14 protein-coding genes are annotated in these 13,004 nt (G+C 75.6%); 6 read left to right on the forward strand and 8 right to left on the reverse strand.

Annotated features, from left to right (window positions below):
• Positions 1-64: 64 nt before the first annotated feature.
• Together ACQP04_RS30000 and ACQP04_RS30005 are read left to right on the forward strand one after the other, a co-directional pair.
• Positions 65-811: a methyltransferase domain-containing protein gene (locus ACQP04_RS30000; protein WP_433503882.1), complete on the forward strand. Its 747-nt coding sequence runs from the start codon at positions 65-67 to the stop codon at positions 809-811.
• Positions 808-2,280: a 1,4-alpha-glucan branching protein domain-containing protein gene (locus ACQP04_RS30005; protein ID WP_433503883.1), complete on the forward strand. Its 1,473-nt coding sequence runs from the start codon at positions 808-810 to the stop codon at positions 2,278-2,280. The genes ACQP04_RS30000 and ACQP04_RS30005 overlap by 4 nt, the downstream gene beginning before the upstream one ends.
• A gap of 37 nt (positions 2,281-2,317) precedes the next feature.
• Here the strand turns inward: ACQP04_RS30005 and ACQP04_RS30010 are convergent, their stop codons facing one another.
• A complete protein-coding gene (locus tag ACQP04_RS30010) occupies positions 2,318-3,082 on the reverse strand; it encodes a trypsin-like serine peptidase (RefSeq protein ID WP_433503884.1) in 765 nt (254 codons plus the stop codon).
• A 124-nt stretch (positions 3,083-3,206) separates the two neighbouring features.
• Here ACQP04_RS30010 and ACQP04_RS30015 point away from each other — a divergent pair, with 124 nt between their 5' ends.
• Complete coding sequence (locus ACQP04_RS30015) at positions 3,207-4,463, forward strand: glycosyltransferase family 4 protein (protein WP_433503885.1); 1,257 nt, start codon at positions 3,207-3,209, stop codon at positions 4,461-4,463.
• On the opposite strand, the gene ACQP04_RS30020 is transcribed toward ACQP04_RS30015, so the two are convergent.
• Positions 4,450-5,196 carry an acyltransferase gene (locus ACQP04_RS30020; protein WP_433503886.1) on the reverse strand — a complete coding sequence of 249 codons (747 nt, stop codon included), beginning with the start codon at positions 5,194-5,196 and terminating at the stop codon, positions 4,450-4,452. The genes ACQP04_RS30015 and ACQP04_RS30020 overlap by 14 nt on opposite strands.
• A 96-nt stretch (positions 5,197-5,292) precedes the next feature.
• Here ACQP04_RS30020 and ACQP04_RS30025 point away from each other — a divergent pair, with 96 nt between their 5' ends.
• From ACQP04_RS30025 to ACQP04_RS30035, 3 genes are all read left to right on the forward strand, one after another.
• Positions 5,293-5,496: a hypothetical protein gene (locus tag ACQP04_RS30025; RefSeq protein WP_433503887.1), complete on the forward strand. Its 204-nt coding sequence runs from the start codon at positions 5,293-5,295 to the stop codon at positions 5,494-5,496.
• 17 nt (positions 5,497-5,513) lie between these two features.
• On the forward strand, positions 5,514-6,443 hold the full coding sequence (locus ACQP04_RS30030; protein WP_433503888.1) for a nucleoside hydrolase: 930 nt from the start codon (positions 5,514-5,516) through the stop codon (positions 6,441-6,443).
• Between the two features lie 100 nt (positions 6,444-6,543).
• A complete protein-coding gene (locus ACQP04_RS30035) occupies positions 6,544-7,119 on the forward strand; it encodes a helix-turn-helix domain-containing protein (protein ID WP_433503889.1) in 576 nt (191 codons plus the stop codon).
• On the opposite strand, the gene ACQP04_RS30040 is transcribed toward ACQP04_RS30035, so the two are convergent.
• From ACQP04_RS30040 to ACQP04_RS30065, 6 genes are all read right to left on the reverse strand, one after another.
• Entirely contained in the window at positions 7,116-7,748 is a 633-nt protein-coding gene (locus tag ACQP04_RS30040; RefSeq protein WP_433508464.1) for a response regulator, read from the reverse strand. The two genes, ACQP04_RS30035 and ACQP04_RS30040, sit on opposite strands and share 4 nt — an antisense overlap.
• An 11-nt stretch (positions 7,749-7,759) precedes the next feature.
• Positions 7,760-8,896, reverse strand: coding sequence for a MacS family sensor histidine kinase (macS, locus tag ACQP04_RS30045; RefSeq protein ID WP_433503890.1), 1,137 nt, complete (start codon positions 8,894-8,896; stop codon positions 7,760-7,762).
• 83 nt (positions 8,897-8,979) lie between these two features.
• Positions 8,980-9,933 carry a class I SAM-dependent methyltransferase gene (locus tag ACQP04_RS30050; protein ID WP_433503891.1) on the reverse strand — a complete coding sequence of 318 codons (954 nt, stop codon included), beginning with the start codon at positions 9,931-9,933 and terminating at the stop codon, positions 8,980-8,982.
• Positions 9,934-10,359: 426 nt separating this feature from the next.
• Positions 10,360-11,280 (reverse strand): ribonuclease Z, encoded by a 921-nt coding sequence (locus ACQP04_RS30055; RefSeq protein ID WP_433503892.1) that lies wholly within the window; start codon positions 11,278-11,280, stop codon positions 10,360-10,362.
• Positions 11,281-11,372: 92 nt separating this feature from the next.
• Positions 11,373-12,152: an enoyl-CoA hydratase/isomerase family protein gene (locus ACQP04_RS30060; protein WP_433503893.1), complete on the reverse strand. Its 780-nt coding sequence runs from the start codon at positions 12,150-12,152 to the stop codon at positions 11,373-11,375.
• Positions 12,153-12,228: 76 nt separating this feature from the next.
• Positions 12,229-12,993, reverse strand: coding sequence for an ABC transporter ATP-binding protein (locus ACQP04_RS30065; protein ID WP_433503894.1), 765 nt, complete (start codon positions 12,991-12,993; stop codon positions 12,229-12,231).
• Positions 12,994-13,004 lie beyond the last annotated feature (11 nt).

The following is a 13,004-nucleotide window of genomic DNA, read 5'->3' on the forward strand; positions in this document are numbered from 1 at the left end:
CGGGGCGCCGCGGTCCACGTGGTTTCGTCGTCCGGACCGTCCGCCCCGACCGACCGGAGGCCCCGTGAGCACCTCGTCCCTCCCGCTGACCGGCGAACGGACCGTGCCCGGGATCCCGGAGGAGAACTACTGGTTCCGCCGGCACGAGGTCGTCTACGCGGCCCTGCTCCCGCGGTGCGAGGGCGCGGCGGTGCTGGAGGCGGGCTGCGGCGAGGGCTACGGCGCGAACCTGCTCGCGGGCGTCGCCGACCGGGTCCTCGGGCTCGACTACGACGCGCTGACGGCCGCGCACGTCGCCCGCCGCTACCCCCGCGTCGGGATCGCCCGGGCCAACCTGGTCGCCCTGCCCGTGCCCGACGCCCGGCTCGACGCCGTGGTGTCGCTGCAGGTCATCGAGCACCTCTGGGACCAGGGGCTGTTCCTGCGCGAGTGCCTCCGCGTGCTGCGGCCCGGCGGGCGGATCATGGTGTCCACGCCGAACCGGCTCACCTTCTCCCCCGGCCGCGACACCCCGCTCAACCCCTTCCACACCCGCGAGCTGGCCCCCGAGGAGCTGGCCGAGCTGCTCACGGAGGCCGGGTTCACGGACGTCGAGCTGCTCGGCCTGCACCACGGCCCGCGCCTGCGCGAGCTCGACGCGCGGCACGGCGGCTCGCTGGTCGACGCCCAGGTGGCCGTCGCGGTCGCCGGCGAGGCCTGGCCGGCGGACCTGCTCGCCGACGTCGCGTCCGTGACCGTCGACGACTTCCTCCTCACCCCGGACGACCTCGACGCGAGCCTCGACCTGCTGGTGACGGCGAGCCGCCCGTGAGGGGCACCTTCTGCCTGGTCCTGCACAGCCACCTGCCCTGGGTCGCGCACCACGGCCGGTGGCCGGTCGGCGAGGAGTGGCTCTACCAGGCGTGGGCGCAGGCCTACCTCCCGCTGGCCGACGTGCTGCGCCGGCTGGCCGCGCAGGGCCGGCGCGACCTGCTGACCCTCGGCGTCACGCCCGTCCTCGCCGCCCAGCTCGACGACCCGCACTGCCTGCGGGGCGTGCACACCTGGCTGGCCACCTGGCAACTGCGGGCGCACGAGGCCGCTCCCCGGCTGCCGGAGCTGGCCGCGTACGAGCACCGGCGTGCGGCGGCCGCGCTCGCGGAGTTCGAGACGCACTGGCGGCACGGCGGCTCACCCGTGTTCCGGTCCCTCGAGGGCGTCGTCGAGCTGCTGGGCGGGCCGGCCACGCACCCGTTCGGCCCGCTGCTCGATCCGCGCGTCCGCGGGTTCGCCCTCGAGGCGGGCCTGTCCGACGCCCGGTGGCGGACCGGCGCCCCGCCCGCCGGGATCTGGGCCCCGGAGTGCGGCTTCGCGCCCGGGATGGAGCAGGAGTACGCCGCCGCGGGGGTGACCCACTTCCTCGTCGACGGGCCCGCACTGCACGGCGGGACGGCCTTCGCCCGGCCGGTCGGGACGTCCGACGTCGTCTGCGTCGGCCGCGACCTCGAGGTCACCTACCGCGTCTGGTCGCCGCGGAAGGGCTACCCGGGACACCGCGACCACCGCGACTTCCACACCTACGACCACGCGTCCGGCCTCAAGCCCGCCCGGGTCACCGGACCCGAGGTGCCGCCGCACGAGAAGGCGCCGTACTCCCCCGCCCGCGCCGCGGCGCAGGTGGAGCGGGACGCGGCGGACTTCGTCGCGACCGTCGGCGCCCGGCTCGACGCGTTGCGGGAGAGGCACGGCCGGCCCGCGCTGACCGTGGCCGCGTTCGACACCGAGCTGTTCGGGCACTGGTGGCACGAGGGTCCGGCCTGGTTGGAGGCGGTGCTGCGGGCGCTGCCGGAGGCCGGGGTGCGGGTGACGACGGTGCGCGGCGCACTGGCCGACCCGGGCCTGATCGGGGAGCCGGTGGACCTGCCGCCCTCGTCGTGGGGCTCGGGCAAGGACTGGCGCGTGTGGGCCGGCGCGGCGGTCACCGACGTGGTCGAGCTCAATGCCCGCGTGCAGGACGCGCTGCTCACCGCCGTCGGCAAGGGGCGGTCGTTCGCCCGTGACCCGCTGCTCGACGCGCTCGCCGACCAGGCGCTGCTCGCCCTCTCCAGCGACTGGGCCTTCATGGTCACCACCGGGTCGACGGTCGACTACGCCCGCGAGCGCGCCCACCGGCATGCCGACCGGGTGTTCGCCCTCGCCCGCCTGCTCGACGAGGGCCGGCGCGAGGAGGCCGCCGCACTCGTCGCCGGCTGGGAGCGGGCGCCGTTCGGGCACGTCGACGCCCGGCGGCTGCGGGTCTGAGTCAGGGTCCGGTTCGGGGGCCGAGTCGGGGTCCGGGTCAGCCCGGAGCCTGCGCCGCCTGGTCCCGCAGCGCCGCGAAGGACCCCGCCAAGTAGGTCGAGTACGAGGTGTCGAAGGAGTAGCCGCCCTGCTCGTACCCGCCGGTCAGCCCGACGATCTCAGGCCCGGCCGCGCCCGCCCGCAGCCAGGGCCCGCCGCTTGTCCCGTCCTCCAGCCCGGGCGCGGGCAGCGCCAGCTGGGTCGGCGAGAACTGCTGCGTGACGCCGGAGCGGACGGTCGGGCCGTCGTCCTCGTCCGGGTAGCCGATCGCCCGGACGGCGTCGCCCGCGCCGGGGTCGAAGGCGATCGGGAAGCCGCCGGTGACGTCCTCGACCGGCCCGGCGCCGTCGGCGGGCTGCACGGTCAGGAAGGCGACGTCGAAGTCGGGATCGCCGCCGGCGAGGAACTGCGGGTCCACCGCGGCGCTCGCCACGGTCCACACGCCGTGGGGCCGGACGCCGTCGTGGTAACCGGGGACGAACGACATGCCGGTGCGCGCGGGCGTGCCGTCGCCGGCCGCCACGCAGTGCGCCGCGGTGAGCACGAGGTCGCCGGCCGGGCTGTCGACCACGGACCCGCTGCAGTAGTGGTCGCCGAGGCCGGTCGCGGACCCCTCGAACAACGCCCCGACGGCGGCGGCCTCGGTCGGGGTCGGCCGGGCGGGCGGATCGGGCGGCGGAGGCGAGGTGGCACAGGCGGAGACACACCCGAGGACGAGGAGCACCGCGGCCAGCACCGCCGGCGCTCCCCCGAGTCCCCGCATCCACCCCTCCGGTCCGTCCGGCGTGCGAGCGCCCACCGTAGCCGTGACCGGCGGACGACCGGCGCGCCACGCGATCCCTACCCAACGGTAACCGTCCGCCGACGGCCTGCCAGGATCAGCCGCGATGCGCGTGCTGCTGGTGTCGTGGGAGTACCCGCCGGTCGTGGTCGGCGGGCTGGGCAGGCACGTGCACGCGCTGGCCCGCGAGCTCGCGGCGGCCGGGCACGAGGTCGTCGTCCTCACCCGGCAGCCGGCCGGGACGGACGCGGGCACCCACCCCACCACCGACCGGCGCACCCGCGGGATCCGCGTGCTGCGCGCCGCCGAGGACCCGGCACACCTGGAGTTCGCGCGCGACATGGTGGCCTGGACGCTCGCGATGGGCCACACCCTCGTCCGCACCGCGCTGACCCGGCTCGGCGGCTGGCGGCCGGACGTCGTGCACGCGCACGACTGGCTCGTCGCCCACCCCGCCACCACGCTGGCCGACGTCCTGGGCGCGCCCCTCGTCGCCACCCTGCACGCCACCGAGGCGGGCCGGCACGCGGGCTGGCTCTCCGCACCGCTCAACCGGCAGGTGCACTCTGTGGAGTGGGCGCTGGCGAACCGGGCGGACGCCGTCCTCACCTGCTCCGCGGCGATGCGGGCCGAGGCCGCCCAGCTCTTCGACCTCGACCTCGAGGCGATCCACGTGGTCCACAACGGCATCGACGCCCGGGGCTGGCGGGTCGACCGCGAGCGCGCCGCGGCCGTGCGGGACCGGTACGCGCCCGGTGACGCACCGTTGCTGCTGTTCGTCGGGCGCCTGGAGTACGAGAAGGGCGTGCAGGACCTGCTCGCCGCGCTGCCGCGGATCCGCCGCCGGCACCCCGGCGCCCGGCTGCTGGTCGCGGGCACCGGCACCCAGCGGGACTTCCTGCGCTCCGAGGCGCGGCGGCTCCGGGTCGGCAGGGCGGCGACCTTCACCGGGCACCTGCCCGACGGCGACCTGGCCGCCCTGCTCGCCGCCGCCGACGCCGTCGTGCTGCCGAGCCGGTACGAGCCGTTCGGGATCGTGGCGCTGGAGGCCGCGGCCGCGGGCGCCACGCTGGTGGCCTCGACCGCGGGCGGGCTCGGCGAGCTGGTCGTGGAGGGCGAGACCGGCTGGTCCTTCCCGCCGGGCGACGTCCCGGCCCTCGCGGCCGCCGTCGACCGGGCGCTCGCCGACCCCCGGGCCGCGGCCGGGCGGGCCCGCGCGGCGCGGGCGCGGCTGCGCACCGACTTCTCCTGGCGCGGCATCGCCGCCCGCACGGCCGAGGTCTACGCGGCGGCGCCCCACGGCGGCCCGCAGGAGCTGCCCCGCCCGAAGATCCCGTCGGGCAACGTCCTCACGCCCGGTTGAGCCGCCGCTCCACCGCCGCGCGCTGCTTGCGGGCCATGTCCGCCACCGCGGCCCGCTCGGCCGCTGCGGCCTCGTAGTCCTCCACCCGGTTCCGGACGACCCGCGCGGGCGTGCCCACCGCGATCGAGTACTCCGGGATGTCCCCGCGGACCACCGCGTGCGCGCCGAGCACGCTGCCGCGGCCGATCCGCGAGCCCCGCAGCACCGAGACCTTCACCCCGATCCAGGTGTCCGGCCCGATCCGGACCGGCGCCTTGACGATGCCCTGGTCCTTGATCGGGACGTGGACGTCGGAGGTGCGGTGGTCGAAGTCGGTCACGTAGACCCAGTCCGCCACGATCGACGCGGCCCCGATCTCGACGTCGAGGTAGCAGTTGACCGTGTTGTTCCGGCCGAGGACCACCTTGTCCCCGATCCGCATCGAGCCCTCGTGGCAGCGCAGCGAGTTGCCGTCGCCGATGTGCACCCAGCGGCCGATCTCCAGCCGCCCGTACCCGGGCCGGGCGACGATATCGACGTTGCGCCCGAGGAACACCATGCCGCGCAGCACGACGTGCGGGTTGGCGGCGCGGAAGCGCAGCAGCCGCCAGTAGCGGAGCAGGTACCAGGGCGTCCAGGCGCGGTGCCGCAGCACCCAGCGCAGCGAGGCGACGGTGAGGAAGCGGACCTGCTCCGGGTCGCGGCGCCGTCGCGCCCAGCGCTCCCGGATCGGGGCGCCCCACATCGAGGTCATGGCCGACCCTAAACCGGGGCCCGCGTTTGCCCGGCGACCGGTCCGGGGAAGCAGACCCACCGACACCGATCACGGACACGAGCAGACGGAGGTCCCATGACCGAGCGCACCGGGGACGCCCCCGGCGACGAGGGCGCGGAGTCCTCGCTGACCGGCGGCGGCGCGGGCACCGCCCGCGGCGACTACGACCACGAGGGCAACCCCCGCACGACGAGCGACCGGAACGACTCCGGCGCCACCGACGACGCCGCCCGTGAGCTCGACCGCGAGAACGAGAGCGAGCCGACCCGCAGCGAGTGAGCGGCTAGGTTCGTGCGGTGCCGACGCCGCTGATCCTCGACACCGACCCGGGCGTGGACGACGCCGTGGCCCTCGTCCTCGCGCTGCGCAGCCCGGAGCTCGACGTCCGCGCCGTCACGGCCACGTTCGGCAACGTCGGGCTCGAGCACACCCTGCCCAACGCGCAGCGGCTCGTCGCGCTGGCCGGGCGGCCGGACGTCCCGGTCGCCCGCGGCGCGGCGCGCCCGCTGGTGCACCCGCAGCTCGAGCGGGCCGCCCGCTGGCACGGTGCGGACGGACTCGGCGGGCGCGCCGACACGCTGCCGGACGGGGTCCCGCTCGACCCGCGCCCGGCCGTCGAGCTCATGGTCGACGTGCTGCGCGCCGCCACCGAGCCTGTCACGATCGCCGCGATCGGGCCGCTCACCAACTGCGCGGTGCTGCTCGCCGCCCACCCCGAGCTGGCCGACCGGATCGGCCGGTTCCTGGTCATGGGCGGCTCGCTGCGCGGCGGCAACACCGCGGGCGCCGCGGAGTTCAACGTCTACGCCGACCCCGAGGCCGCCCAGCGGGTCCTCACCCAGCCCGAGGTGCCGGTCACGCTGGTGCCGCTGGACCTGACGCTGCGCTGCGCGGCCGGAGCGGACTGGGTCGCCGGGCTCGCCGCGAGCGGTCCCACCGGGGCGGTGCTCGCCGACGTGATCGCGGCGTACCGGGTCGCCTTCCGCGAGCACTACGGCCGCGACGTCGTCGCCCTGCACGACGCCGTCGCGCTGATGGAGGCGATCCGCCCCGGCATCCTGCACACCACCCCGATGCCGCTGCTCGTGGCGTGCGATCTCGGCCCGGCGCGCGGGGTCGTGGTGCCCGACGGCCGGCCGGACACGCCCGGGCCGCCGGTCGCGGTGGCCCTGGACGCCGACGTCGAGGCCGTGCTCGCCGACATCGCGGCGCGGCTCGAGGACTGATCACCCGGCGGTCGTGCTCCGAAACGGTGATTCCGGACCTCCGGCACTCCCCGGGCCGGAATTCGCTCGGCATGATCCTCTCCTCAGGGAAGGGGGCGGGGTGGAGCTGGCGGTACTCGTCGTCGGGGATCTGCCGGTCCCCGGGGTCGCGGTGTGCGCCGCCGTCCCGCCCGCCGACGCCCTCGCCGCGGCCCGGGCGCACCGGCCGCAGGTCGTGCTGGTCGACGCCGACGCCGGGCCCGCCGCCCTGCACGCCGTCGACACGCTCGCCGCGGAGCTGCCCGAACTCCCCGTCGTCGGGACGGGCCCGGGGCCGGAGCTCGTGCTCGACGTCGTCCGGGCCGGGGCGACCGGCTACGTCCTGCGCGACGACCCGGCCCTCGCCGAGGTCCTCCGGGCGGCGGCCGCCGGCGGGCCGGCCTTCGGCGAGGGCCTGGCCGAGCGGGCCCTCGACGCGGCCGGCACGGCGGTGGACGCGGCGACACCCCGGCTCACCGAGCGGGAGTCCGAGGTGCTGCGGCTCGTGGTGGAGGGGCTCACGGCCCGGCAGATCGCGACCCGGCTCGTGCTCTCACCGCGGACGGTGGAGAACCACATCCAGCGGACCCTGCGCAAGTTCGACGTGCCCGGGCGGGCCGCGCTGGTCCGGTACGCGATCGAGCACGGACTCGCCTAATCGTCGGCCAGCCCCTGCTCGAGGGCGTAGCGGACGAGCTGCGAGCGGTTGTGCAGCTGCAGCTTGCGCAGCGTGTTCTGCACGTGGCTCTCGACGGTCCGGTGCGAGACCACCAGCCGTTCCCCGATCTGCTTCGCGGTGAGGCCCTTCGCGACCAGCCGCAGCACCTCGGTCTCGCGGTCGGTCAGCGCCGGCACCGCGGGCTCCCCCGCCGGCCGCTGGGCGAGGCGGCGGTACTCGCCGAGCACCAGCCCCGCGAGCCCGGGCGTGAACACCGGGACGCCCTCCGCGGTGCGGCACACCGCGTCGACCAGCTCCTCGGCGCTCGCCGACTTGACCAGGTAACCGGTCGCGCCGGCCTTGAGCGCCTCCAGCACGTCGGCGTGCTCCCCGCTGGCCGAGAGCACCAGCACCTTGGTGTCCGGGAGCTTCTCGACGATCCCGGCGATCGCGTCGGCCCCGGACGTCTCGCCGAGGTTGAGGTCCATGAGCACGACCTGCGGCCGGACGGCGGGGGCGATCCGGACGGCGGCCCCGGCGTCGGGCGCGGTGGCCACCACCTCCAGGCCGCGTTCGCCGAGGTCGCGGGCCACGCCCTCGCGCCAGATGGGGTGGTCGTCGACCACCATGACGGTCACGGTCACACGCTCTCCCTGCGCTTCTCCGCCCCGGCGGGGATCCGGATCGTCCACTCGGTGCCGCGGCCGGGCCCGGTGTCGAGGCCGAGGGTGCCGCCGAGCTCGTCGACGCGGCCGCGCATCGAGCGCGCGACCCCGAGCCGGCCCTGCTCCTCGGCCTCCGCGAGCCGGCCGGCGGGGATGCCGGGGCCGTCGTCGCGGACGCTGATCTCGATCGCGCCGTCGAGCTCCTCGACGAGGACCCAGGCCGGGGCGTCGGCACCGACGTGCCGCTCGACGTTGGCCAGCGCGGCGCGGACCACGGCGTCGAGCTCCCCGACCGTCGCGGCGGGCAGCTCGATCGGGTGCGCGGGCGCGGACACGGTCACCCGGCCCGACGCCAACGCCCGCAGCGTGGCGGCGAGGTCGCGCCGCCCCTCGGCGTCGACCTGCACGTTGCCGCTGGTCAGCAGCGTCCGCAGGGCGACCTCCTGCTCCCCCGCGAGCGTGCCGAGCTCGGCCGCGGCGCCGCCGAGCTCCGCCCCGCGACGCCCGACGTGCGCGAGGACCTGCAGCACGCCGTCGTGCACCGCGCGGGCCAGCCGCTCCCGCTCCGCAGCGGCCGCCTCCTCGGCGACGGCCCGGCGCACCCGCTCCGCGGCCCGGCGCAGCACCAACGAGGCGTACCCGACGGTGAGGCCGGCGAGCACGAGGATCTGGATGTCGTTGAGCTCGGTCAGGGTGGCCCGGGACTTGGCGAGCGCCAGCGCCGCGGAGATCACCGCCGCCGCGACCACGCCCCCGGGGATCCGGTACGCGACCGCGCAGGCGAGCACCGCGCCGGACGTCCAGATCGAGCCCATGCCCGGCACCGAGGCGTCGAGCTGGGCATCGGTGACGATCAGCGGGGTCGTGAGCATGATCCCCGCGCTGACGGCGAGGTCGGCCAGCGCGAGCGGACCGCGCCGCTCGTCCGCGCCGACGAGCCAGCCACGAGCGAGGACCGCCGTCCACACCGTCATCGCCGCGAGCACCAGCCCCGCGCCCAGCGGCGAGGCGTAGTCGGTCATGTGGAAGGCGGACACCCCGATCACCGTGACCAGCGTGAGCACGCGGTAGACGACGACGCCGCGCCACAGCGGCTCGAGCGGGCGTTCCACGTCGATCAGTGTGGCGGGAACGGGAGCGGGGCGGAACACACGGCCCAGCCTGCAGTTCCGGGCGCGACCCCGGATCCGTAGTCCTACCGGGGCTTCGTGCCGGAGATCAACGCGTTGTAGAACCAGGCCCGCGGGACCACCCTGCCGAGCACGGCGTCGAGCTTCGAGAGCCGCTGCCAGGAGTGGTAGGCGAACATCGCCCAGTTCCAGCCCAGCTTGCCCGCGGGCACGGCGGCCTCGAAGGTCCGCACCGGCCAGCCGAGCATCGCGGCGGTGAGCTCCTCGGTGACGGCCCTGACGTCGCGGGCGCCGGCGCGCTCGGCCATGCGCTCCAGCTCGGCCGGGTCGAAGGTGTGGATGTCGACGACCGCCTCGAGGGCGGCGGCCCGGCTGGACTCGTCGAGCTCGGCCTGTGGGCGTCGCCACCCCTGCAGCGGGCCCAGCCTGGTGACCGTGGTGGCGGCCTTCCAGGTCCACTGGGAGAGCTTGCGGGCGTAGGCGTCGCCGATCATGGTGGGCTCGCCGGCGAACACGAACCGCCCGCCCGGCTTCAGCACCCGCAGCACCTCGCGCAACGCCTGCTCGACGTCCGGGATGTGGTGCAGCACCGCGTGCCCGACGACGAGGTCGAACGTGTCGGCCGGGTACGGGACGGTCTCGGCGTCGGCCACCTTCCCGTCGACCGGGAGGCCGAGGTGCTCGGCGTTGCGCAGCGCGGCCTGCACCATGCCCGGCGAGAGGTCGGTGACCGAGCCCTTCTCCGCGACGCCGGCCTGCATCAGGTTGAGCAGGAAGAACCCGGTCCCGCAGCCCAGCTCCAGCGCGTGCCCGTAGGGGCGGCCGTCCCAGCCGGTGGCCAGGCGGAAGCGGCCGGCGGCGTAGTCGATGCAGCGCTCGTCGTAGCTGATCGACCACTTCTCGTCGTACGTGCCCGCTTCCCAGTCGTGGTAGAGCACGTTGGCCAGCTTGGGATCGCGCCAGGCGGCCTCGACCTGCTCGGCCGTCGCGTGCGGGTTCGGAGCCTGGTCCGTACTCATGGGTAGGGACCCTAGCGAGGGTCCGGACGCGACCCCGAGAGCGTCCGGCCGGGCACGCTCAGCCGTGTTCTGGGCGTTGCCGAACACCCAGCCGCCGCCGTGCATATCAGGCTCTCCGTTCTGGTCGGTCCCCTCACGGTCGAGGAGGTCGCCACCCCCTGCACCTCGACTACGGCACGGTCACGCCGCTGTTCAAGCGGCTCCGGGGGACGGGGCTGATCGCGCGCCGCCGGCGGACGGACGACGAGCGCGGCGTGGAGGCCGTGCTCACCGACGAGGGCCGTGACCTGCAGGCCCGGGCGCCCGGGGTGCCCGTCGGGATGGCCGAGGCGTTCGGCCTCGAGGCCGACGAGCGCAACGCGCTGCGAGACCGGCTGCACGTGCTGGTCGAGTCGTTGGACGCCCACGCCGGCGCGGGTGGAGCTCCTAGGTCGGCTGCCCGACGACCACCCGCGCCGGCACGGGCACCCGCATCAGGTCCTCGGCGACGACGAGCTCGCCGCCGAACACCTCGCGCGCCTCCGCGGCGAACCTCTCCGGCTCGGTGTAGCGCTGGGAGAAGTGCGTGAGCACGAGCGTGCGCACGCCGCACTCGGCCGCGACGGCCGCGGCCTGGCGTGCGGTGAGGTGGCCGTAGGCGTGGGCGAGGCCGCGGTCCTCGTCGAGGAAGGTCGCCTCGACGACCAGCATGTCCGCCCCCTCGGCCAGGGCGTACACGCCGTCGCACAGCCGGGTGTCCATGACGAACGCGAACACCTGACCCGGCCGCGGCGCGCTGACCTCCGCCAGCCGCACGCCGTCGAGCTCTCCGCGCGCCTGCAGCTCGCGGACGCGCGGGCCGGTGATCCCGGCGCGGGCCAGGGCCTCGGGGAGCATGCGGCGGCCGTCGGGCTCCACGAGCCGGTAGCCGAAGGCCTCGACGGGGTGCTCCAGCCGGCGGACCTCGAGGGTGCCGGCCTCGTCCCGGGCGACCACGCCGTCCCGGTCGTGCGGGTGTTCGCGCAGGTCCCCGCGCTCACGGTAGGACGTGGCGTACCGGAGGCGGGTGAAGTACTCCTGGCCCGACGCCGGGAAGTGCGCGTGCACGGGGTGCGGGACCTCGTCGAGCGAGAGCCGCTGCACCACGCCGGGCACGCCGAGGCAGTGGTCGCCGTGCATGTGGGTCAGGCAGATCCGGGTGACCGCGCTCGCCGCGATGCCGGCGAACAGCATCTGCCGCTGGGTGCCCTCCCCCGGGTCGAAGAGGAGCCCGGCCTGGTCCCACCGGAGCAGGTAGCCGTTGTGGTTGCGGGTCCGCGTGGGTGCCTGGCTCGCGGTCCCCAGCACCACCAGCTCCCGCGCACCCACAGCCGGGACGCTACCGCCCTCCCCGACTGCACGAACGGCACTTTCGTGCGGACCTACCGCACGAGAGTGCCGTTGGTGCAGGGGAAGAGGGGTCAGCGGCCGGTGAACTCCGCCTTGCCCGGGCCGTTCTCGACGAAGGACTTCATGCCGATCGCGGCGTCGTCGGTGGCGAACACGCCCGCGAACAGCTCCGACTCGATGTCCAGCCCGGTGCGCAGGTCGGTGTCCAGGCCGCCGTCGATCGCCTTCTTCGCGGCGGCGTAGGCCAGGGCGGGACCCGAGGTGAACTGCGAGACGTACTCGACGGACCGGGTGTACACCTCGTCGGCCGGGACGACCTCGTCGACCAGCCCGATCGCCAACGCCTCCTGGGCGTCGACGAACCGGCCGGTGTAGATCAGGTCCTTGGCGCGCGACGGGCCGATCAGCCGGGCGAGCCGCTGGGTGCCGCCACCGCCCGGGAAGATGCCGAGCAGGATCTCCGGGAAGCCGAGCTTGGCGTTGTCGCCGACGATGCGCCGGTCGGCGCCGAGGGCGACCTCGAGCCCGCCGCCGAGCGCGTAGCCGGTGACCGCGGCGACCGTCGGCTTCGGGATGATCGAGAGCGCGCCGAGGCCGGCCGAGAGCGCGCGGGCCTGCGGGGCCATGTCCGAGTAGGACATGCTCGCCATCTCCTTGACGTCGGCGCCCGCCGCCAGCGTCTTCTCGCCGCCGTAGACGATCACCGCGCGGACGTCCGCCCTGGTCGCGGCCTCCTGCGCGATCTGCAGCAGCTCCGCCTGGACCTGCCGGTTGAGCGCGTTCATGGGCGGCCGGTCCAGCCGGATCGTGCCCACCCCGTTGTCGACCTCGAGCCTCACGAATTCCGTCACGCCCGGACCCTAACCCGCCGTCCGGTGCGCGGGCCCCGTCCGCTCACCCGACGGGGAGGCCCGGGTCAGCCCGCGATCAGCGCAGCCAGGCCGTGTACCGCCCGCGCCGGCGCTGCACGGCGAGCGGCAGGCCGAAGGTGGCGGAGAGGTTCTCGTCGGTGAGGACGTCGTCGAGCAGGCCCGCGGCCACGACCTTCCCGCCGCGCAGCAGCAGGCCGTGCGAGTAGCCGGGCGGGATCTCCTCGACGTGGTGGGTGACCAGCACCGACGCCGGGGCCTCGGCGTCGAGCGCCAGCGTGGAGAGCCGGGAGACGAGGTCCTCCCGGCCGCCGAGGTCGAGGCCGGCGGCGGGCTCGTCGAGCAGCAGGAGCTCCGGGTCGGTCATCAGCGCGCGGGCGATCAGCACCCGCTTGCGCTCGCCCTCGGACAGCGTCCGGTACTCGCGGTCGGCGAACCCGGCCATGCCGAGCTGCTCGAGCAGGTGCTCGGCCCGCTGGGTGTCCATCGCGTCGTACCGTTCCCGCCAGCGCCCGAGCACGCCGTACCCGGCGCTGACCACGACGTCGGCCACGACCTCGTCGCCCGGGATCCGGATGCCGAGGTTCGCCGAGGTCAGGCCGATACGCGGGCGCAGCTCGAACACCGCGACCCGGCCCATCCGCTCGCCGAGGACGTCGACGGTGCCGGCCGTCGGGTGCATCTCGGCGGCGGCGAGGCGCAGCAGGGTGGTCTTGCCGGCGCCGTTGGGACCGAGGACGACCCAGCGCTCGTCGAGCTCGACCTGCCAGTCGACCGAGTCGAGCAGCACGGTCTTCCCGCGGCGGACGCTGACCCCGTCCATGTGGATCACGA

It is taken from the genome of Pseudonocardia halophobica (assembly GCF_050948485.1).
Classification (GTDB): domain Bacteria; phylum Actinomycetota; class Actinomycetes; order Mycobacteriales; family Pseudonocardiaceae; genus Pseudonocardia; species Pseudonocardia halophobica.

What these genes read in the sequence shown, in the direction of transcription:
- ACQP04_RS30010 (WP_433503884.1), bottom strand. Translation starts at nt 3,082, where the DNA reads ATGCGGGGACTCGGGGGAGCGCCGGCGGTGCTGGCCGCGGTGCTCCTC.
- ACQP04_RS30015 (WP_433503885.1), top strand. Translation starts at nt 3,207, where the DNA reads ATGCGCGTGCTGCTGGTGTCGTGGGAGTACCCGCCGGTCGTGGTCGGC.
- ACQP04_RS30020 (WP_433503886.1), bottom strand. Translation starts at nt 5,196, where the DNA reads ATGACCTCGATGTGGGGCGCCCCGATCCGGGAGCGCTGGGCGCGACGG.
- ACQP04_RS30025 (WP_433503887.1), top strand. Translation starts at nt 5,293, where the DNA reads ATGACCGAGCGCACCGGGGACGCCCCCGGCGACGAGGGCGCGGAGTCC.
- ACQP04_RS30040 (WP_433508464.1), bottom strand. Translation starts at nt 7,748, where the DNA reads ATGGTGGTCGACGACCACCCCATCTGGCGCGAGGGCGTGGCCCGCGAC.
- ACQP04_RS30050 (WP_433503891.1), bottom strand. Translation starts at nt 9,933, where the DNA reads ATGAGTACGGACCAGGCTCCGAACCCGCACGCGACGGCCGAGCAGGTC.
- ACQP04_RS30065 (WP_433503894.1), bottom strand. Translation starts at nt 12,993, where the DNA reads ATGGACGGGGTCAGCGTCCGCCGCGGGAAGACCGTGCTGCTCGACTCG.